Origin of the sequence: Halomicrobium sp. IBSBa (assembly GCF_017612575.1) — an archaeon.
GTDB lineage: Archaea > Halobacteriota > Halobacteria > Halobacteriales > Haloarculaceae > Halomicrobium.
In genome coordinates this window covers 194,955-214,535 of record NZ_JADPQC010000002.1, presented here as the reverse complement: position 1 = coordinate 214,535, position 19,581 = coordinate 194,955, and the positions used below count along the sequence as shown (strand labels likewise).

The window sequence follows — 19,581 nt, the reverse complement described above, 5'->3', positions numbered from 1 at the left end:
ACAGACGGACAGCCGGCAGTATCAAGATGGTGCCGGGAGAAGGACTCGACGATGAGCGAGCCACGGACCGTCTCTGCCGGCGAGCTGGCGGTCGAGGAACTGCTCGACCGGCTGGAAGCCGGTGAACGCGTCGTCGTCCGCACGGAGTTTCTGGGCACTGACCACGAGGTGACGCTGCGCTACGACGGCTCGACGTTCTACTGTGACACGCCCACGCGACTCCACCGCCACGAGAGCCGCGAGGCGATGCGGACCTGTCTGGAGAACCAGGGCTACGCGAGCCAGTGAGTTGTAGGTAACGCAGCAATTTATCCGCGATGGCCGGCAACGTCGGGTATGGCCGCCGACCCCTCGCCCAACCGGTTCAGAGAACTGCTCCTCGACGACGAACCGTCCCTCGACGAGGTGATGGCCTGCGTCTTCGGCATCCAGGCCCACGAGGTCCGGACCTACGAGACGCTGCTCGACTACCCCGAGAGCACCGTCGAGGAACTGGCCGACCAACTCGACCGGGACCGATCGAACGTGAACCGCTCGCTGTCGACGCTGCGCGAGAAGGGACTGGCCTCCCGTCGCCGCCGACTGCTGGACAGCGGCGGCCACGTCTACCAGTACACGCCCACACCCCGCGAGGAGGCCGCCGAGCTGATGCACGAGACCCTGGAGGAGTGGGCCGACTACGTCCACGATCGGATCGAGGAGTTCTAGCGAGTAGCGAGGGGCGTCGCGAGCGAAGCGAGCGACGGCCCTCGGCAACGCGAGCGGGAGCGCAAGCGACACGCGAGCGGCGAGGCATGAGTATCGGTCGGGGGAGCGAAGCGAGCGACGGCCCTCGGCAACGCGAGCGGGAGCACAAGCGACACGCGAGCGGCAGGGCATGAGTATCGAGAGCAGCGTGGCCCTCCGAACGACGAACCGACAACCGCCCCACTTTTGCCGATAGGGGACTTCGCCCCCGACAATGGCCGATCTACAGCTGACCGACGAGACGCCGGGGGTCGCCGACGACGGCGTCTGGCTGACGTGCATCGAGTGTGGGGAGACGTTCGCGCCGTTCGCAGCGGTCCGGTACACCTGCGACGAGTGTGACGGACTGCTCGAAGTTCGCTACGAGGACCTGCCGACGTTCGACGACTTCGACGGCGAGGGCGTCTGGCGCTACAGCGACGCACTGCCGTTCGAGGAGGGCGTCACCCTCCCCGAGGGTCACACGCCACTGCACCGGGTGCCTCGCCTGGAAGACGAGGTCGGTGTCGACGCCCTGCGGATCAAACACGAGGGGATGAACCCCACGGGGTCGTTCAAGGACCGCGGGATGACCGTCGGCGTCCGCGTGGCCCAGGCCGTCGGAGTGGACCGACTCGCCTGTGCCTCGACGGGCAACACCTCCGCGGCGCTCGCGGCCTACGGCGCTCGCGCGGACCTGGAGACGCTCGTTCTCCTGCCCGCCGGGAAGGTCGCCGCCGGGAAGGTCGCACAGGCCTCGCTCCACGGCGCACGGATCCTCGAAGTCGACGGCAACTTCGACAGCTGTCTGGACATCGTCCAGGAACTCGCGGGCCGTGGCGAGGCGTACCTCCTGAACTCGCTGAACCCCTTCCGCCTGGAGGGCCAGAAGACCATCGGGCTGGAGATCATGGAGCAGTTTGCCGCCGACTACGACGACTACCCCGACCGGATCGTGCTGCCAGTCGGGAACGCGGGCAACACCGCGGCGCTGTACAAGTGCTTCCGCGAACTCGTCGAGGCCGGCGCGATCGAGGAGTCGGACGTGCCGAAGATCACCGGCGTCCAGGCCGAAGGGTCCGCGCCGATGGTCGAGGCCATCGAAGAAGGCAACGACGAAATTCGACGCTGGGACGAGGTCGAGACCATCGCGACCGCCATCCGCATCGGCAATCCCGTCAACGCGCCCAAGGCGCTGCCGGGCATCCGCGAGACCGGCGGGACCGCCGTCGCAGTCAGCGACGAGGAGATCACCGACGCCCAGCGCTCGCTGGCCGGCGAGGGCGTCGGCGTCGAGCCGGCCTCCGCGGCCAGCGTCGCCGGCCTCCGGAAGCTCCGGGCCCAGGGCGAGATCGGCAGCGACGAGCAGGTCGTCTGCCTGACGACCGGCCACCTGCTGAAAGACCCCGACGCCGCCGCCGAGGCAGGGGCCGACCCCGAGCCGGTGCCCAACGACACCGACGCGATCCTGGAGCACATCGACGAGGAGTCCTCGGTCGCACAGACGGTTCGACAGCAGGTGTCGAAAGCCACCGACTCGCCGCTGGTCCCGGCGCTGGTCGCCGGTGGGCTCGGCGTCGCGTATCTCTACCGCAAGCTCCGGTCGGAGGAGTGACCGGCCAGCGGGCGGTGCTAATCTGACACTGACCGCCGGAGTACACGGTGGCTGACGCTCGTCCGACGGGGATTTTTCGGTGTGGGGATGGCACACACAGTCATGGAATCGGATCCGACTCCCGGCGGTGGCTCTCCGGTCGCGGTCGAGCGACCCCGGAGCAAGATGGTTCGCTACGCGATCGAACGACAGGCACTCCGTGACCGCATCGACCAGCTGGAGCGGGAACTCGCACACGAACGGAGACAGCGTCAACAGATCGTCGAGCAGTACGAGCGACTGCTACGCGAGAAAGAGGCAGCGATCGAATCGGAGGCGGGGCTGCTTGACGGGCTGTTCTAGTCGCCGTTGTCCAGCGAGATGTACTTGGTCTCGATGATCCGGTCGTCGCCGTTGAGTCGGTCGAGCACGTCGCTCGTCGGCGGTTCGTCGAGGTTGTACACCGACAGGGCTTCGCCGCCGATGACTTCGCGGCCGTTGAACATCCCGGCGATGTTGATGTTGGCCTCGCCCAGCACGGTTCCGATGAAGCCGATCGTCCCCGGTTCGTCGCGGTTGCGAGCGACCAGCATGTGACCGTGGGGGACGGCGTCGACGCGGTGGTCGTCGATCCGGACGATGCGGGGATCTTCGCCGGCAAACTGGGTCCCACAGACGCTGACACTGTCCTCGCCGTCGCCGACGGTCACCGTCACGAGGCTCTGGAAGTCCTCGGACTGGCGGGTCTTGGACTCGGTCACGTCGATACCGCGGTTCTCCGCGATCTGGGGGGCGTTGACCGCGTTGACCTGGAGCTCCGACGGTGCGAACACGCCTTTCAGCGCGCTGGCGGTGACCAGTTCGACGTCCTGGTCCGCAATGTCACCGGCGTAGGTGACTTCGACGCTGCCCATCTGTCCGTCGAACAGCTGGACGGCGATCTTGCCGGCCGTGTCGGCCAGTTCGATGTAGGGGCGGATCTGCGGGAAGATGCTCTCGTCGATCGACGGCGCGTTCAGCGCGTTGATCACCGGCTCGTCGTTGAACGCGGCGACGATCTGGTCGGCCGTCGAGGTGGCGACGTTCTCCTGTGCGGCCTCGGTGGAGGCTCCGAGGTGGGGCGTGACGATGATGTCTTCGACGTCCAGCAGCGGACTGTCGGCCGGCAGTGGCTCCTCGGCGAACACGTCGACGGCGGCCCCCTTGAGGATGCCGTCCTCGACGGCCTCGGCGAGTGCCGGCTCGTCGATGATCCCGCCGCGGGCGCAGTTGACGACGTAGCCGTCTTCCAGTTGTGCGAGCTCTTCCTCGCCGATCATGTTCTCGGTCTCGGGGGTCAGTGGCGTGTGGACCGTGAGGAAGTCGGCGGCAGCGAGACACTCGTCGAGGTCGTCGACCAGTTCCGCGCCGAACTGGTCGGCTCGCTCCTGGCTGATGTAGGGATCGAAGGTGACGATGTCCATCCCGAGACTGCCCAGGCGCTTGGCGACCTCCTGGCCGACGCGGCCGAAGCCGACGACGCCCAGGGTCTTGTGGTTGACCTCGGTGCCGAGGTAGTCGCCTTTCGCCCACTCGCCGCCGGTGAGCCGTTGGTGGGCCTGTGGGATCGAACGCGCCGTCGCGAAAGCCATTGCCACGGAGTGTTCGGCCGCCGCCCGAACGTTGCCTTCCGGGGCGTTGGCGACGATGACGCCGTGTTCGGTCGCGGCGTCGATGTCGATGTTGTCGACGCCGATACCGGCCCGGCCGACGATGACCAGATCCGGTGCCGCCGACAGCACCTCGTCGGTCACTTCGGTGCCGGATCGGACGATCAGTGCGTTGGCGTCGGCGACGGCGTCGAGGAGCGCGTCGCCCTCGACATCGTAGGCCGTCTCGACTTCGTGACCCGCCTCGCGGAGCCGTTCGAGACCCGCATCTGCGATGGGGTCTGTCACGAGTACCTTCATACCTGCTCGATTCGCGCCGTCGGGGATAACCTTTGTTTTCTCCTCGTGACGCGGATGACACAGAAGACACGGAGTCTGGGTCTAGAAACAGGTGGAACTCCCTCATTTCAGGACTGTAGTTGCCTGTGTAGAGTTAACATTCACACGCCTCAGAGACCTCGACTTGGGTTACGACCACTGAGTGTCTGGGAGAAGCACAATCAGACGACCTTCTTCGCAATCCGGTAGCCGAAGAACAAGAATGCTAGCGTCCCCACCACTATTGCGAAGTAAGCCGCTTGAGTGACTCTCGGTTCCGTCGTAGTGCTGAGAGAAACAATAGACGTTGCGACAACGACCACCATTATTGCAGCCATAAATACGTCTTGTCGGCTAGCCATGGTGAACGATAGTACAGCAATTTTTGGAGGGTATTTCAAAGTGCATATTTGTATTTCCTGCGCAGCCATTATATATTTTATTACATTATGTACTGTGTTTAGATCAGTATCCGCGCGTAGTATATTCCAAACACTACTAACTTTATACCCGTAGGCAGAATTATAGATGGTCTCATTACTTCGTCCGGATGGTACCAATGTAGGTCAGGCTAACAAGACATGTCAGATCATGTACTAGAATTCAACTACTCAACCGTCTGAACTCCGGTCATTCAAAAGGCAATCACTATTCCAAGAATTCCAGATACACGAATATATGAAGCGTGCGTATAGAGTTTTGGGACTGCAAATACAGGGCTTCCGTCGGCTCAGAAATTCAGATCAAGCCCTCCTATCCAAACACCAGCAAACAACCAAGGACTGCTCTATCTGTAGATGGTGTATCGAAGCTCCAATGGCGTATTGTGGCGTAATGATACAACGGTGTCAATTAATGTATCCAGTATAGGATGTTTTGATTAATAAATGATAACTATATTATGAGTAGTAATAGTATATGTTGATGTGTTGTATGGTCTCAATTCCTATCAGGAAATACTACAACGGCCAACCATTGTCATCCTCAAATTGACCATCAACTTGGGCCCAACTCACCCCTGTATATACGTAGTGGACCTTGATAACTGTTCCATGACCACTATTAGCGTTACTCAATAAACCAGCAGAGGTCGCTAAAAAGGCTGATAGTACAGCAAGTGCAGGCGCAGCGATGGTTCCAGCTCCGGTCATGGAAATAATAGCGGAGGCTGCGGCGGTACCACCGGCACCGTATAGTGCAATTTCGACCGCCTTATTAGTGTCAGCATCATCAAGACCGAAAAAGTGGTTTATTCCCCACGGTTTCACTTCACCAGTGTATTCAGTGTTACCGTGACTCGCTACTGAGACGTCTCCGGTGGAAACATCATACTCCGATTGGAAAGAGTCAGAAACCTCTACAAATACCTCGTTGTTCTTTTTAACAAATTTGACGTGTCCTTGGTTTTTCAATGTGTTAATACCGGTTACAGCCTTCTTAAGTTCGTGTTCCGTGAACTCGTGTCTTCTCCCAGATGGGTGGTGACCCCGAGAGCGTCGCTTGGTATCACGTCGTGAACTGGTGTCTACGGATTCCTCGTCGGTTGGGTTTTTATTTTGCGACTGAGGATTGGTCTCGTTAGACTCGGACAATACGAGCTCACCATTTACAAGATCATAGTTAAACTCTCTACCGTCAGAGTCACCTGATTTGGATTGTTGGCCGGTGCTCAGAGCGGGCAGAGACGCAAGTGCAAGACCGCTACTGAGACCAGTTATGAACGTTCTACGACTGCTTCCATTATTTTGTTCTATTGAAACTACTACTATTTTCTATATTCACTTGAATTTTAATCTTAGATATTTTATATTAATTATAAATTTCAAGTAGATTCATTTTCGGTTGCCAATAGCTTGTATTTGAAAATAGATAGATAATATATAATGGGTCGTGTTTAGTTAAGCGTGAAAGGTGAGGCCGATGGATTTCTTGGAAGCATGCCAGAAATCAGCCGCCTCAGCGGTAGTAGAGACTGGATTGATTTGGATTGTGTGGAGCGCGAGCAGACACCCGAATCAGCGATATCGCTGGGTATTCAATCACATTTAGCGGGTCTCTCGCTGTCCAATTCCGTCGGTTTGCTTGATGTTCTGGATGTCCAACGGAGTCGGAAAGCAATCCACGATTGGGTGCAGAAAGCCGATCTACAGCCAGAATCTGGCCGGTGTCCGAATCAAATCGCGCTGGACGAAGCGGTGATTCGGATCAACGACCAGCAGTTCTGGCTATACGCCGCTGGCGATCCATCGACTAATGATCTGCTTCATGTTCGCCTCTTTTCCACGATCATGACCGCCCTGACCGAGATCTTTCTCCGCGAACTCCAGCAAAAACACGACGTCGAAACTGCCGTTTTCCTCGTTGATGGCGCGCAACATCTCCAAACTGCACTGCAACGATCAGGGCACCGGTTTCAGATATCTCGCCACGGAAATCGGAATGCTGTCGAACGGATTTTCCCTGAGGTGAAGCGCCGATCCTCGTCGTTTTCGACTGCTTCAGTCACGTCGAACCAGAGACAGCCGAAAATTGGCTCCAAGCCTTCGCCAGCTGCCACAATGCTCCAAACTAAATACTATCGCTTCAACCGATCAAGGTTTCATCTGCTAGCGAGCGTGGCGAGGGCTTTCAGTGCCTATCGGCCACGTCGGATCGATCAGTTCAATCGCTGTCGATGCTACGACGAAGCCGAACCGCTCCACCCGACTATCAGCGTTGATATTTCGAGTGACAAAAAGGAAGGACAGCACCGCGAAGCGACCGGCTTACCGCCAGGCAGGCAGCGAGGCGGCGTCGTCGAGGTCGAGCGTGAGGTAGGCGTCGTCGGTCGTTACGTCCGCGATGATGTACGTGTCCGTCTGGCCGTGTTCGACGGAACCCATGACTTCTGCGTCCGCTGCCACCTCCGCTTTGGCGACCGTGTCCGGCTCCATGCATGATAATATGTAACAACCACATATAAACGTGCCGAAACCGACGGACGAAGCCGGGAATATGGTTAGTAAGCGAATAACAGAAGCGGCAGTAGTGTCTGCTTCTAGACCTGAGAGGCATCGACGGTCGTGGTAAGTAGTCATACTGTTATCTCTCTGCGTGTGCGCGCCAGCGGTCGGTGGGACCCGCCGTCCGGGAGAAGCCGAAGGGCAGGACTTAGTACGTGGGACGGGACAAGGGATAGTATGAACGTCGCAGACGCCATGACGCCGCGCTCGGACGTCGTCACCGTCGAGATTCCGGGCACTCGTGACGACGTGCTCGAGTACCTCCAGGAACGCTCTTTCTCCTCCGTACCGGTCATCAAGCAGACCGACGACGGCGAGACGTTCCGTGGCATCGTCTCCCGTGACGCCCTCATCAACCAGCCCGACGAGGACCAGCTCGCGCTCCTGACCGAGGAGGTCCCGACCGTCACCGCCGACACCAGTATCCAGGCGGTCGCGGCCCTGATGATCGAGGAGCGAGCCCGCCGGATCCCCGTCGTCGACGGTCGCCTCGAAGGGATCATCACCGTCACGGACGTGATCCGGGCTATCGCCACCGGCGACGTCGACGGCGCGAGGAACGTCGACGAGCTGGCCCGCCGAGACGTGAACTGCGTCTACGCCGGGACGCCCCTGACGGTCGCCGAACGCGAACTCGACTACGCGAAGGTCCCCTACGGCGTCGTGCTGGGCGACGAGGGAGAGATGTGTGGCATGCTCACCGAGGTCGACATCATCGACGTGGCCCGCGTGGTCGAAGGCGAGGCCGAGACGGGCGAGAACATGGCCAGTGACGACGACGACTGGAAGTGGGAGAGCGTCAAGGCCGTCGGGAGCCGCTACATGCCCACCCGCAACGTCGAGATCCCACACGAGCCCGTTCGAGAGTTCATGACCGCAGACGTGCTGACGGTCAGCAAGCGCGAGACGGCCAGAGACGCCGCACAGCTGATGATCGACGCGGAGATCGAGCAGATCCCGCTGGTCTCGGGCGACGACCTCGTCGGTATCGTCCGCGACATGGATCTGCTGGAGGGCCTATGAGCGACGGCGGCGATCTCGTCGAGTTGGCCAAGCGCAGGGGCTTTTTCCTGCAGTCGGCCGGCGCGTACGGCGGCGTCTCCGGGTTCTACACCTTCGGTCCCTCCGGGGCCGCACTCAAGCAGAACATCGAGGACACCTGGCGCGACCGCTTTACCATCCAGGAAGGCAACATGGAGGTCGACGCCCCGACCGTGATGTCAGAGCCCGTCTTCGAGGCATCGGGCCACCTCGACGGTTTCGACGACATGCTCGTGGAGTGCCCGGACTGTGGCGAGAGCCACCGGGCCGACCACATCGTCGAGGACAACACCGACATCGAGGAGGCCGAGTCGATCCCGGTCGCCGAGGTCGAGGAGCTGATTGCCGAGTACGAGCTCGTCTGTCCGACCTGTGGCACCGGACTGGCCGGCCAGGCCATCGAGGACTTCAACCTCATGTTCGAGACGAACATCGGCCCCGGCTCCGCCGATCCGGGCTATCTGCGCCCCGAGACCGCCCAGGGCATCTTCATCGAGTTCCCACAGCTGGCAGAGTACGCCCGCAACCAGCTCCCCTTCGGCGTCACACAGATCGGGCGCGCCTACCGCAACGAGATCAGCCCGCGCAAGTCCCTGCTGCGCGTCCGGGAGTTCACCCAGGCCGAACTCGAACTGTTCGTCGATCCAGAGGAAGACGAGCCGGCACTCGAAGCGGTCGCGGACGTGACCGCCCCCTTCTACCCCGCCGCCGATCAGGAGGCCGACGAGGGCCAGCCCTACGAGGCCACGATCCGCGAGGTCGTCGACGAGGGCGTCGTCGGAAAGCCATGGATCGCCTACTACCTCGGCGTCGCCAAGCAGTGGTACGAGTCGATCGGCGTCGACATGGACCGCTTTCGCTTCCGCCAGCACCTCTCGGGCGAGCGGGCCCACTACGCCGCGGACTGCTGGGACGCCGAAGCGGAGGTCGACGGCGACTGGATCGAGCTGGGCGGGTTCGCCTACCGATCCGACTACGACCTCTCGAAACACGACAGCTACTCCGACGAGGACTTTACGGTCTTCAAGCAGTACGACGAGCCGGTCACCGTCGAGCGAGCGACGGTCGACCCGGACATGAGCTACCTCGGGCCGGAGTTTGGCGGCTCGGCCGGCGCGGTCGCCGACGCCCTCGAAGCACTCGCCGAGCGCGATCCCGACGCCTTCGACGGATCTGAGGTCGTCGTCGAGGTCGACGGCGAGTCACACGCGGTCCCCGTCGAGAAGGTAAACTTCGGCGTCGAGGAAGTCACCGAGTCGGGCGAGCACATCACGCCCCACGTCGTCGAGCCCTCGCTGGGCATCGACCGGGCGCTGTACACGGCGCTGGATCACTCCTACCGCGAGGACGAGGTCGACGGCGAGCACCGCTCTTACCTGGCCTTGCCGGCGGCGGTCGCGCCGACGACCGTCGGCGTCTTCCCGCTGATGGACCGAGACGGCATGGGCGAGTACGCCCGCGAGGTCGTCGACGAACTGCGCGGGGCGGGCCTGGCCGTGACCTACGACGATTCGGGCGCGATCGGCCGACGCTACCGCCGCCAGGACGAGGTCGGCACGCCGTTCTGTGTCACCGTCGACTACGCGACGCTCGGTGAGGCCCGCGACGACGAGGGCGAGTCGGCAGCGCCAGACACCGTCACGGTCCGCGAGCGAGACACGACGGCACAGAAACGCGTTCCGGTCGCCGATCTCCCCGAGACGCTGACGGCGCTCCGGGACGGCGAGCGCACCTTCGACGACCTGTAGATGGCCGACGAGATCGCCAGGCGACTCGTCCACGCGAGCGGGACCGGGCTGCCGGCACTGCACCTGCTGGGACTGACGGACTGGCGGACCGTCCAGTACCTGCTGGTGGTGGGCGCGGCGGTCGCGCTCGCACTGGAGGTGATCCGCCTGGTGGTCGGCCTCGACTGGGCCATCTACGACCGACTCACTCGCGAGTACGAGCAGGACAACCTCGCCGGCTACGCGCTCTATCTCGTCAGCGCCGCCGCCGTCGGCCTGCTCGCACCCGAATACGTCGCGATCCCCGCAATCTTGATGCTGACGATCGGAGACCCCATCAGCGGACTGCTGGGCTCGGGGAGCCTGACCAAAGAGACCTACGTCCTGCTGGCGATGTTCGGCGTCTGTACCGGGATCGCCTCGTTTTTCGTCCACTGGGTGCCCGCGGTGCTCGGCGGCCTGGCCGCGACGGCCGCCGACGGCCTCAAGCCAGTCGTCGCGGGGTACGTCCTCGACGACAACCTAACCATCCCGCCCGCGGCCGCCGTGGCGATGGTCGCCGGGATCGAACTCGTGGTGACGCTCTCGCTGTAGCGATCGCCGTCGATTCACTTTCACCGCGGTACGCGAACGCTTAAACAGATTCCCGGCCAAAACCCGGACAGATGGCCCAGTCCGACGCCGACGCGGGGAGCACCGACGGCCACGTCGACCACCCGCTGGTGACGCCGGGACTACTCGAACAGCGGCGCTACCAGCGCGAGCTGGCCGACCAGGCCCTCGACGATCACACGCTGGTCTGTCTCCCGACCGGCCTGGGCAAGACGACTGTCTCCTTGCTCGTGACCGCCGAACGGATACAGGACGCGCAGTGGAAGTCCCTCTTGCTCGCGCCGACGAAGCCGCTGGTCCAGCAACACGCCGAGTTCTACCGGGAGGCCCTCCAGGTGCCCGACGACGAGATCGTCGTGTTCACCGGCGAGGTCCGGCCAGCCAAGCGATCGGACCTCTGGGCGGACGCTCGCGTCGTCATCGCGACCCCGCAGGTCGTCGAGAACGACCTCGTCGGCAACCGGATCTCGCTGGCGAACGTCACCCACTGCACCTTCGACGAGTGTCACCGCGCGACCGGGGACTACGCCTACAACTACATCGCCGAGCGCTACCACGAGGACGCATCCGATCCGCTGGTGACGGCGATGTCGGCCTCGCCGGGCGGCGACGAGGAGGAGATTCTGACGGTGTGTGAGAACCTCGGCCTGCGGGAGGTGGCAGTGATGACCGAGGACGACGCCGACGTGGCCGAACACACCCACGACACGGAACTGGAGTGGAAGCGCATCGAGCTGCCCGAGACCGTCCTGGAGATCCGGGACGCGATCAACGAGGTCGTCAGCGACCGGCTCGCACAGCTCAAAGAACTGGGCGTCACCTCGACCACCCAGCCAGACGTCTCCGAGCGCGAGATCCAGAAGATCCAGGGGAAACTCTCCGAGCTGATGGACAACGACCAGAGCGAGGGCTACAGCGGGATGAGCCTGCTGGCCGAGGTCCGAAAGCTCCGGACGGCCGTCACCTACGCCGAGACCCAGAGCGTCGAGGCGCTGCGTCGGTACTTCGAGCGCCAGAAGGAGGCCGCCCGCTCGTCTGGAGCCTCGAAAGCCGACCAGCGACTCGTCTCGGACCCGACGGTGATGGAGGCCATGCGGAAAGCCGAGAACTTCACCGACCTCCACCCGAAGTTCCGCCGAACCCGAATGCTGCTGGCCGAGACGCTGGGCATCGAGAACGGCGAGCGCGTCATCGTCTTCACCGAGTCCCGAGACACCGCCGAAACGCTGACCGACTTCCTCTCCGATCACTTCGAGACCGAGAAGTTCGTCGGCCAGAGCGACACCGAGGGCAGCGAGGGGATGACCCAGACCCAGCAACAGGAGACCCTCGACCGGTTCCGCGCCGGGGAGTTCGAGGTGCTGGTCTCGACCAGCGTCGCCGAGGAGGGTCTGGACGTGCCGGAGGTCGATCTGGTGTTGTTCTACGAGCCCGTGCCGACGGCGATCAGGTCCATCCAGCGCAAAGGACGGACCGGCCGCCAGACCGAGGGTCGCGTCGTCGTCCTGCTGGCCGAGGACACCCGCGACGAAGCGTACTTCTGGAAGTCCCGACAGGACGAGCAGCGCATGGAAGACGAACTCCGCACGCTGAAGAGCGTCGCCGGCCAGCTAGAGTCGAAACTGGGGGGTGAGCAGAGTGGCGTCGGCGAGTACGACGACGGGCAGAGCGGCGGAGAGCGTGGCGAAGCGCCCGGAGAAGACGGTCCAGACGGCGACGGAGGTACCGCTTCGAGTGGAAACGACGCCGGTCCGTCCGACGCCCAGCGCCAGCCCTCGGAAACGTCGGCCACGGGCGAGCGATCCGAAGCCGACGGCCAGACCGCCGACGGTGACGGACAGGCGGGTCTCGACGCCTTCGCCGACGACGGCGCGACCGGAGAGGACGAAGATGAAACAGCCGACGTTCCAGACGAAACGAAGGGGTCGACGCCGGAGCCACACGCCGACGGCGACGAGACCGTCGCGATCGTCGCCGACCAGCGCGAACTCGACTCGACGATCGCACGCGACCTCTCGACACGCGAGGGCGTCCAGACGGAACTGGAGACGCTGGCGGTCGGAGACTACGTGCTCTCGGATCGAGTCGTCGTCGAGCGCAAGACCGTCGAGGACTTCCTCGATACGCTGACCGGCGGCGACCGGTCGATGTTCGAACAGGTCGGTGACGCCACCCGTCACTACGCCCGGCCGGTCGTCGTCGTCGAAGGCGGCGACCTCTACGGCGAGCGCAACGTCCACCACAAGGCGATCCAGGGGGCACTGGCCTCGCTGGCCGTCGACTTCGGGGCGAGTGTCCTCCGGACGAGCGACGAGGACGAGACCGCAGATCTGCTGGAGACCGTCGCTCGCCGCGAGCAAGAAGAGTCCGACCGCGAGGTCAGCGTCCACGGCGAGAAACAGGCCAAGACGCTGGGCGAGCAACAGGAGTACGTCGTCGCCTCGGTGGCGGAAGTGGGGCCAGTGACTGCGCGGGCGATGCTGGAACACTTCGGGAGCGTCGAGGCCGTCATGACCGCCGACGAAGACGCCCTCAAAGAAGTCGACGGCGTCGGCGACGTCACGGCCCAGCGATTCCGGGACGTAGTGGGGAGCGAGTTCGAGGGATGATTCGCACGATCTGCCGCTCCGTCGGCGGATAGCGAATCATCGTGAGCGAGCAGTGATTCGCCCGGCGAGCGCGTTCATTTGCGAGTAGCGGATCACTGCGAGAGAGCAGTGATTCGCCCGGCGAGTGCGTTCATTTGCGAGTAGCGGATCACTGCGAGAGAGCAGTGATTCGCCCGGCGAGTGCGTTCATTTGCGAGTAGTACGACGAGCGGAGGGGTCGGATCACCGATACGTTTCGGCTGAGCTATACGTAAGTTAGGCTTATTGTCGTCTGGTCTGGAGTTGGACGCGGGGGTCACGAGAGCGTGAACAAGCGTCGCGTCGGACGAGACGAATCGATCGCGTTTACACTACCCGATGCGAGCGTCGGCGGAGAGGAGTGTCGTTCCGAGACGTTGGCACGCGAACACGAGCGGGTCCTCGTCGTCCTGTTGCGAAGTCACTACTGTCCACTGAGTCGCGAGATCGTCCAATCACTCCGGGACGAGTACGGAGCCTTCGCGTCCCGGTCGACGGCCGTCGTGGCGGTGTTGCCCGACACCGTCGAGCGGGGGGCGGTGTGGCAGCGACGCTACGAGTTGCCGTTTTCCGTCCTGGCCGATCCCGGCGAGTCGGCGGACGACGACGAAGCAGCGTCGAGTTCGCCGTCGTTCGGAACGTTCGAGCCCTACGCTCGCTATCTCCAGTCGCTCCCCGGCGGTGCGCTGTTCCGTACCGACGGCGACGAACTCAGGCTGGTCGAGACCGTCGGCAGCGACGGTCGACAGTCGTTCCCGGAGGTCGAGGCGCTACTGAGCGAGATCGAGTCCCACGACCGGGGAGAGACCAGACAGCGGGCCGGGCCGCGAGCAGACACCCACGCTGTCACAGATACGGACTAACGATCCGTCTGACACACCGACGGCGTCGTCGACGTGTGAATACGGTACTCAGTACCGGGTCGCGTCGAGGGTCTCGGCCGCCTCGCGAGCGGCTTCGAGGTACTCGCGGGCCTGTCGCGGGCTGTCGGCGTCGCGAGCGCGCTGGGCGTACTGTTCGACGGTCTGGACGAGGAGCCCGCGTGCGTTGTGCAGTTGTTCGTCGACCGAGTCGGGAGCCGCCGGACGAGGGTCGTCGGCTGCTCCGCCGGAACGACCAGCCGGCTGCGTGCTCGTCGCGGCCGGATCGACCGACGGTGCGCGCCGTGGATCGGCGGACTCTTCGGATGCCGGCGCGGTGGCGTCGTGTCGACCGTCGACGGTGGCGGTGTCGCGCTGGCTCTCGCCGGCCCCGGCGCTCGAAGGCCGATTGTCAGTCGGTTGCCGGCTGTCGGCTTCGGACGCACGTGGTGGCTGCTGGCTGCCCGCTTCCGACGCTCCCGACTGTTGGCCGGCGCTGCCAGCGGCTGGCTGCCGGCTGCTCGCTTCAGACGCTGGCTGCTGGTCGTCGGCGTCGCCGAACTGGACCGTCGCGTCGTCGCTCGGCGTCGTCACCTCGATGTTGTCGCCGGTGTCGTCACCCGCGTCGTCGCCGCGGTCGACCGGCTGCTGGCAGGTGGGACAGAACTCCTGCCCGTCGTACCGGAAGATGGGGTCGCCGCAGTTGTTGCAGTGGGCGTTGGTCATCGTCGCGCCTTTCAGCAGGAGGTCGCTCATCTGCTCGGTGGCCTCGCGATCGGACTGTGCGTCGCCGTACTTCTCGCGGAGTTTCTCCCGTTCGGCCTCTTTGTCGAAGTCGCTCATACCCGTAGGGAGGCCACCGAGGAGAAAAGGGCTTGTGGGAGCCACTCGGCGCGAGCGATCGACCACGGCGATGAATGGTCGACGCGTGTCCGACACGCTTTTCGTCCAGCCATCCGGTGGTACTAGGTGTCATGACAAAGGTAAGCGTGGTCGGCGCAGCCGGAACGGTCGGTGCTGCAGCAGGGTACAACATCGCGTTGCGCGACATCGCGGACGAACTCGTCTACGTCGACATCCCGGACCAGGAAGACGTGACGATCGGACAGGCCGCCGACACCAACCACGGGGTCGCCTACGACTCGAACACGACGATTCGACAGGGCACCTACGAGGACACCGCCGGCTCCGACGTGGTCGTCATCACGGCGGGGATTCCACGCCAGCCCGGTCAGACCCGGATCGATCTCGCCGGGGACAACGCGCCGATCATGGACGACATCGGCTCGTCGCTGGCCGAGCACAACGACGACTTCGTGACGATCACCACCTCGAACCCGGTGGACCTGCTCAACCGTCACCTCTACGAGACGGGCGATCGCGCCCGCGAGACGGTGATCGGCTTCGGCGGTCGGCTCGACTCGGCCCGGTTCCGGTACGTACTGGCCGAACGCTTCGACACGGAGGTCCAGAACGTCGAGGCGACGATTCTGGGCGAACACGGCGACGCACAGGTACCGGTCTTCTCGAAGGTCCGCATCGACGGCGAGGACCCGGACTTTTCCGACGACGAGAAAGAGGAGATCCTGAACGAGCTCCAGGAGAGCGCCATGGACGTCATCGAGCGCAAAGGCGCGACCGAGTGGGGGCCGGCGACGGGCGTCGGCCACATGGTCGAGGCCGTCCTGCGCGACACGGGCGAAGTACTCCCCGGTTCGGTGGTCCTCGACGGCGAGTTCGGCCACGAGGGCACCGCTTTCGGCGTCCCGGTCAAGCTCGGCTCCGACGGCGTCGAGGAGGTCGTCGAGTGGGATCTGGACGACTACGAGCGGGAACTGATGGACGAGGCGAGCGAGAAACTGGCCGAGCAGTACGACAAGATCGGATAACGGCGTCGCCCGGTCGTCTCGGCGGTCGGTATCCCGTTCTGTGAACAGTCGCCGAGTCGTCGCCGTCGGCCGAGTGATCGAACGCGGTGGTGATAGGTCACTGGCCAGCCATCGGTGACCCCGTCACAGACCGGACGACGTATTCGGCGACACCGAGAGCGGTCATCAATCCGAGTGCGTACAACAGACTGAATAGATTCCGCACGTACGAGACGCCGAGAGACAGCCGGTCGGGTTGGACGATGCTGAACGAGAGAAGCGCGATGACGACGACAGGTGCCACGAGAGAATACTTCGTCCACAGATAGCCGACGAGAGTCGCAATTTCGATGAGGAAGATGACATGTAGCAGAGACAGTACATTCATTCCGAGTGGTGATGCAACGAACGCCGCAACCGGGTCTCGTGTCGCCTGGGCCGTCATCACGATGCCCCCGACGATCCCGTACGGGAGACCAAAACGGAGCGCCAATCTCGTCTGACTGGAATCCAGCCTGGAGAGAGAGATGGTCACGGCTGGTGTATTTCACCCTGTAGGACAAAAATATATCTCTAGACGTGAAGAATCGAGGCTGGCAGTGTTGGTCGTCCGTTCGAATGTTGGCACCGACCAGCAGGGAGCGGAACCACACGGAAAACGCCAGTGCAACGACGCCGACGCTCTCACTATCGGTACGAGTCAGTCGCTATCGGAGCCATGGCCGTACGTTGCGTCGAAAATATTCGTCCCTACGAACAGCCTCCGGTAAGAAAACACCACTCGGAAGCAGTCGTCGTTCGTGGTCGTCGCCAGCGAGACGAGGGCCGTCCTGAACGGCAGTGAAGATCACTCCGCGTGATCACCGCGGTACTTCGACTCCGACGGGAGCCACGTGCCCGATTCGTCATCGAGCAGTTCTTCCGAAACGTCCTCGCCGAGGAGTGACGCCCACTCCTCGAGGTGTGAGCGATCAGGCTGGAGCATGGTCTCAGCGGGTACAACTCTGTCGGAATATATAATGATTGTGCCGGTCGTCGAGAACTGGGAAAGCGTCGCCACGGTGACCCCCGACGGTCCCCTGTGACGTGCGTCGGCGGCGGCCTCTTCGAAGGGCGACGACACACCCCCGTCGCACGGCCGGTTCGTCCTACAGGAGCGGATCGTGAGAGACGTACGGAGCCACGTCGCGGACGAGGAACTCACCGAAGCCGACGACTGCCAGTGTGGCGAGGACGAATAGATGTAGAACCGGACTGAAGTACAAGCCGATAAACGGTTCCATGCTCCCACGGTCGACGGCGGCGAACCAGGTTAGGAACCCACTGAGCAGGAGCGGGGACATAAGTCGATATCTAAGGAGTACATAGACCGGGAATGCCCCCAACAGGAACTGTCCAAGTATCGTCAACGGCATTGTGGTTACAAGTAACAAACCACCATCAGAATATTCGAGGGGGTCAATTTCCCATCTAGCAAGGAAGAGAACTATTACGTTTATAATACCAAATACTACACCAATATTATTATATCTATCTGTACATATCCTCATGTATTGATCTTAGTTATATACGGTGTCTGCTATTGTTTGACAATACTGATTTCGATTCGAACTTGACTGTCCAACTTCGCTAGGAGAGTTCTGAGGACAGATGACTGAGAATTAGTCATCATCGAAATACTTCCAGTCTCCTGTATGAGAGGCAAAGTCAGTTGAAGTTGCAGTATTTCCAACAGAAATTGTCTCAGAAGAGATGCCAGATTCCTGCGACCAGAAGTCAGCTACTTTATCTCTCGCAGCATCAATTTTCCAATCAATATTTTCATTGTCTCGAACCTTGCCGTGTAGACAGGGATCTCTATGGGCCTGCCCTACAACAGTTATACCACCGGCTGGAACATCATACAACCGAACATGCCATTGTTTTGTTTCTGCATCGCAGGTGATATCAGAGATCCACTTCATCACGTGTTTGTCAGTTTCTTTTGTGCCGCCGTTGGGAAGGTTCACCGTCTTTTCAACACGCGCCTGTGGTAGCATCGTAATTGGTCCCGGATGCCATGCTTCGCCAAAAGGAGCATTCTCCATATTTTGTTTTATGCTTTGAGAATCTTCCGCTTCCCAGGCAAGATTCAACGGAGAACTGCGACTCTGCTGGTCACCATCGGCGTCAGGATCGTAGTGATACAACGGGACGTTTCCGTCAATTTCAGCCTGATCCTGCAGTTCGAACTCTCCGCTCTGTTGCTCTCTGATACGTTCCTCTGCGTTCCGGTTTTCTACCTCAGTTCCGATTATCTTCTTGGTCTGGAACGTGTAGGTCGTTTTCCGTCGCTCTTGTACTGCCTCGGGAACACGCTCCTTCGGGAGGATCTGATCCTTGTACCTGAAGATCGGATCTCCGTAGCGCTCTGCGAGATCCGCGCTCTCGAATTTCCGTTCCAGAATGTATCGATCTTCGTGACTCGTGTCAGGCCGATAGTGAGTGACAAGTCTCCCGTCGGCATATACAGGTAATTTTTTGTCGTTACCTGCTCCGCCAGCGCCAAGCGGTTGCACTGTGTTGTCTGACGAGCTTTCAGCAGTTACACCCTGTACCGCACCGAATAGCGATGTGGAGGCAATTCCTTTGAGGAATTTTCTTCGTTTCGTCATTGTAGGCAGGTTGTTCTTCAATAGTATCTCAAAAAAAAAGTTTTGTTTCTATTTGATTTTTAGTAAGGTTATTTAATCGATAATACAGAGTGTCCTAGCACAGCTCAGAGAACGTCTGGAACGAGGTGTAGAGATACGGAAACGAGTATCCGAAAGGCGTTTCTGTATTCCTCGCGGCCGTACAGCTCTATCAGGGAGAGTTCGTACTGGTCGGTTTGGAGCGCGACGACACACCCCGTCGCACGGCCGGTTCGTCCTACAGGAGCGGATCGTGAGAGACGTACGGAGCCACGTCGCGGACGAGGAACTCACCGAAGCCGACGACGACGAGCGCGCCGAGGATGTACGCGTGGACGATCGGGTTCGAGTACAGTGCGATGAACGGCTCCATGCTTCCGCCGTCGACGAACGCGAACCACGTCAGGAATCCACTGATCGGTAGCGGTGACGCGATTCGATAGCGGACCAGCAGATATCCGGGGACTGCCCCCAGAAGAAACGGGCCGAGAAAAACGATCGGTGCCGTGACGATGAGTACTATTCCGCCGTCCGAGAACATCTGCGAGTCGATGTTCCAGTGTGCCAAGAGGAGAACGGCGACGTTGACGATGCCCAGTACGGCGCTCGGGACGGTGTATTTGTTTACCCACTCTTTCACAAAACATTCAACTGATTGAGTAGTTTTAAAACATTTGAAAGTACGTGTATCCGAAAGTCCGTCGTCGCCGCGCTCGCGTGGAGACTAGTCCCGGAAGTTCTCGGGGACCTGGATGCTGTAGCGGCCGTCTTCCTGCAACGCGACGATGTACTCCTCTCGGTCATACAGCTCCACGAGAGTGGATCGACTGCCATCTCTCTGTGAGAATCGGTCCGTTGGGTCGGTGAGTTATTTTACTGGTGCTC

Annotated in this window: 19 protein-coding genes and 1 pseudogene; 11 read left to right on the top strand and 9 right to left on the bottom strand. The window is 61.6% G+C overall.

Translation table 11 applies throughout. The annotated features are described in order from the left end of the window. Window positions 1–51: 51 nt before the first annotated feature. From IL252_RS07750 to IL252_RS07735, 4 genes are all read left to right on the top strand, one after another. A complete protein-coding gene (locus tag IL252_RS07750; protein ID WP_208627542.1) occupies window positions 52–288 on the top strand; it encodes a hypothetical protein in 237 nt (78 codons plus the stop codon). 48 nt (window positions 289–336) lie between these two features. Beyond that, window positions 337–708: a helix-turn-helix domain-containing protein gene (locus tag IL252_RS07745; RefSeq protein ID WP_153554850.1), complete on the top strand. Its 372-nt coding sequence runs from the start codon at window positions 337–339 to the stop codon at window positions 706–708. A 253-nt stretch (window positions 709–961) separates the two neighbouring features. Then, on the top strand, window positions 962–2,341 hold the full coding sequence (thrC, locus tag IL252_RS07740) for a threonine synthase (protein ID WP_208627541.1): 1,380 nt from the start codon (window positions 962–964) through the stop codon (window positions 2,339–2,341). A gap of 102 nt (window positions 2,342–2,443) precedes the next feature. Next, a complete protein-coding gene (locus IL252_RS07735; RefSeq protein WP_170093085.1) occupies window positions 2,444–2,683 on the top strand; it encodes a hypothetical protein in 240 nt (79 codons plus the stop codon). Here IL252_RS07735 and serA read toward each other — a convergent pair. Next, on the bottom strand, window positions 2,680–4,269 hold the full coding sequence (gene serA / locus IL252_RS07730) for a phosphoglycerate dehydrogenase (protein WP_208627540.1): 1,590 nt from the start codon (window positions 4,267–4,269) through the stop codon (window positions 2,680–2,682). The genes IL252_RS07735 and serA overlap by 4 nt on opposite strands. 977 nt (window positions 4,270–5,246) lie before the next feature. Next, window positions 5,247–5,699: a hypothetical protein gene (locus IL252_RS07725; protein WP_208627539.1), complete on the bottom strand. Its 453-nt coding sequence runs from the start codon at window positions 5,697–5,699 to the stop codon at window positions 5,247–5,249. A gap of 525 nt (window positions 5,700–6,224) precedes the next feature. Between IL252_RS07725 and IL252_RS07720 the strand changes: the two are divergent. Further along, window positions 6,225–6,859: pseudogene (locus IL252_RS07720) on the top strand (IS6 family transposase). A 193-nt stretch (window positions 6,860–7,052) separates the two neighbouring features. On the opposite strand, the gene IL252_RS07715 reads toward IL252_RS07720, so the two are convergent. After that, window positions 7,053–7,220: a hypothetical protein gene (locus tag IL252_RS07715; RefSeq protein ID WP_194286916.1), complete on the bottom strand. Its 168-nt coding sequence runs from the start codon at window positions 7,218–7,220 to the stop codon at window positions 7,053–7,055. A 246-nt stretch (window positions 7,221–7,466) separates the two neighbouring features. Between IL252_RS07715 and IL252_RS07710 the strand changes: the two genes are divergently transcribed. The 5 genes from IL252_RS07710 (at window position 7,467) to IL252_RS07690 (ending at window position 14,159) form a co-directional block, all read left to right on the top strand. Continuing rightward, window positions 7,467–8,312, top strand: coding sequence for a CBS domain-containing protein (locus IL252_RS07710; protein ID WP_208627538.1), 846 nt, complete (start codon window positions 7,467–7,469; stop codon window positions 8,310–8,312). Beyond that, window positions 8,309–10,078, top strand: coding sequence for a glycine--tRNA ligase (glyS, locus tag IL252_RS07705; RefSeq protein WP_208627537.1), 1,770 nt, complete (start codon window positions 8,309–8,311; stop codon window positions 10,076–10,078). Before IL252_RS07710 ends, glyS begins: the two co-directional genes overlap by 4 nt. Continuing rightward, window positions 10,079–10,651, top strand: coding sequence for a dolichol kinase (locus tag IL252_RS07700; protein ID WP_208627536.1), 573 nt, complete (start codon window positions 10,079–10,081; stop codon window positions 10,649–10,651). It abuts the gene before it with no gap. A 71-nt stretch (window positions 10,652–10,722) separates the two neighbouring features. Next, window positions 10,723–13,278: a DEAD/DEAH box helicase gene (locus tag IL252_RS07695; RefSeq protein ID WP_208627535.1), complete on the top strand. Its 2,556-nt coding sequence runs from the start codon at window positions 10,723–10,725 to the stop codon at window positions 13,276–13,278. Window positions 13,279–13,583: 305 nt separating this feature from the next. After that, on the top strand, window positions 13,584–14,159 hold the full coding sequence (locus tag IL252_RS07690) for a redoxin domain-containing protein (RefSeq protein ID WP_208627534.1): 576 nt from the start codon (window positions 13,584–13,586) through the stop codon (window positions 14,157–14,159). A 48-nt stretch (window positions 14,160–14,207) separates the two neighbouring features. Here IL252_RS07690 and IL252_RS07685 read toward each other — a convergent pair whose 3' ends face one another. Then, entirely contained in the window at window positions 14,208–14,999 is a 792-nt protein-coding gene (locus tag IL252_RS07685) for an Sjogren's syndrome/scleroderma autoantigen 1 family protein (protein WP_208627533.1), read from the bottom strand. Window positions 15,000–15,130: 131 nt separating this feature from the next. On the opposite strand from IL252_RS07685, the gene mdh reads away from it, so the two are divergent. After that, on the top strand, window positions 15,131–16,045 hold the full coding sequence (mdh, locus tag IL252_RS07680) for a malate dehydrogenase (RefSeq protein ID WP_208627532.1): 915 nt from the start codon (window positions 15,131–15,133) through the stop codon (window positions 16,043–16,045). A 97-nt stretch (window positions 16,046–16,142) separates the two neighbouring features. Here mdh and IL252_RS07675 read toward each other — a convergent pair whose 3' ends face one another. The 5 genes from IL252_RS07675 to IL252_RS07655 all read right to left on the bottom strand — a co-directional run bounded on the left by IL252_RS07675 (window position 16,143) and on the right by IL252_RS07655 (window position 19,336). Beyond that, a complete protein-coding gene (locus IL252_RS07675) occupies window positions 16,143–16,559 on the bottom strand; it encodes a hypothetical protein (RefSeq protein WP_244256937.1) in 417 nt (138 codons plus the stop codon). Between the two features lie 312 nt (window positions 16,560–16,871). Then, a complete protein-coding gene (locus IL252_RS07670) occupies window positions 16,872–17,147 on the bottom strand; it encodes a hypothetical protein (protein WP_208627820.1) in 276 nt (91 codons plus the stop codon). Window positions 17,148–17,172: 25 nt separating this feature from the next. Beyond that, window positions 17,173–17,574, bottom strand: a complete 402-nt coding sequence (locus tag IL252_RS07665) for a hypothetical protein (protein ID WP_208627531.1) — start codon at window positions 17,572–17,574, stop codon at window positions 17,173–17,175. Window positions 17,575–17,685: 111 nt separating this feature from the next. After that, on the bottom strand, window positions 17,686–18,699 hold the full coding sequence (locus IL252_RS07660; protein WP_208627530.1) for a hypothetical protein: 1,014 nt from the start codon (window positions 18,697–18,699) through the stop codon (window positions 17,686–17,688). A gap of 235 nt (window positions 18,700–18,934) precedes the next feature. Continuing rightward, complete coding sequence (locus tag IL252_RS07655; RefSeq protein ID WP_208627529.1) at window positions 18,935–19,336, bottom strand: hypothetical protein; 402 nt, start codon at window positions 19,334–19,336, stop codon at window positions 18,935–18,937. Window positions 19,337–19,581: the final 245 nt, after the last annotated feature.

Excerpts from the sequence above, each read along its gene's own strand:
- thrC (WP_208627541.1), top strand. The coding sequence starts at position 962 with ATGGCCGATCTACAGCTGACCGACGAGACGCCGGGGGTCGCCGACGAC.
- glyS (WP_208627537.1), top strand. The coding sequence starts at position 8,309 with ATGAGCGACGGCGGCGATCTCGTCGAGTTGGCCAAGCGCAGGGGCTTT.
- IL252_RS07685 (WP_208627533.1), bottom strand. The coding sequence starts at position 14,999 with ATGAGCGACTTCGACAAAGAGGCCGAACGGGAGAAACTCCGCGAGAAG.
- IL252_RS07665 (WP_208627531.1), bottom strand. The coding sequence starts at position 17,574 with ATGAGGATATGTACAGATAGATATAATAATATTGGTGTAGTATTTGGT.
- IL252_RS07710 (WP_208627538.1), top strand. The coding sequence starts at position 7,467 with ATGAACGTCGCAGACGCCATGACGCCGCGCTCGGACGTCGTCACCGTC.
- IL252_RS07735 (WP_170093085.1), top strand. The coding sequence starts at position 2,444 with ATGGAATCGGATCCGACTCCCGGCGGTGGCTCTCCGGTCGCGGTCGAG.
- IL252_RS07715 (WP_194286916.1), bottom strand. The coding sequence starts at position 7,220 with ATGGAGCCGGACACGGTCGCCAAAGCGGAGGTGGCAGCGGACGCAGAA.
- serA (WP_208627540.1), bottom strand. The coding sequence starts at position 4,269 with ATGAAGGTACTCGTGACAGACCCCATCGCAGATGCGGGTCTCGAACGG.
- IL252_RS07695 (WP_208627535.1), top strand. The coding sequence starts at position 10,723 with ATGGCCCAGTCCGACGCCGACGCGGGGAGCACCGACGGCCACGTCGAC.
- mdh (WP_208627532.1), top strand. The coding sequence starts at position 15,131 with ATGACAAAGGTAAGCGTGGTCGGCGCAGCCGGAACGGTCGGTGCTGCA.
- IL252_RS07745 (WP_153554850.1), top strand. The coding sequence starts at position 337 with ATGGCCGCCGACCCCTCGCCCAACCGGTTCAGAGAACTGCTCCTCGAC.
- IL252_RS07750 (WP_208627542.1), top strand. The coding sequence starts at position 52 with ATGAGCGAGCCACGGACCGTCTCTGCCGGCGAGCTGGCGGTCGAGGAA.
- IL252_RS07700 (WP_208627536.1), top strand. The coding sequence starts at position 10,079 with ATGGCCGACGAGATCGCCAGGCGACTCGTCCACGCGAGCGGGACCGGG.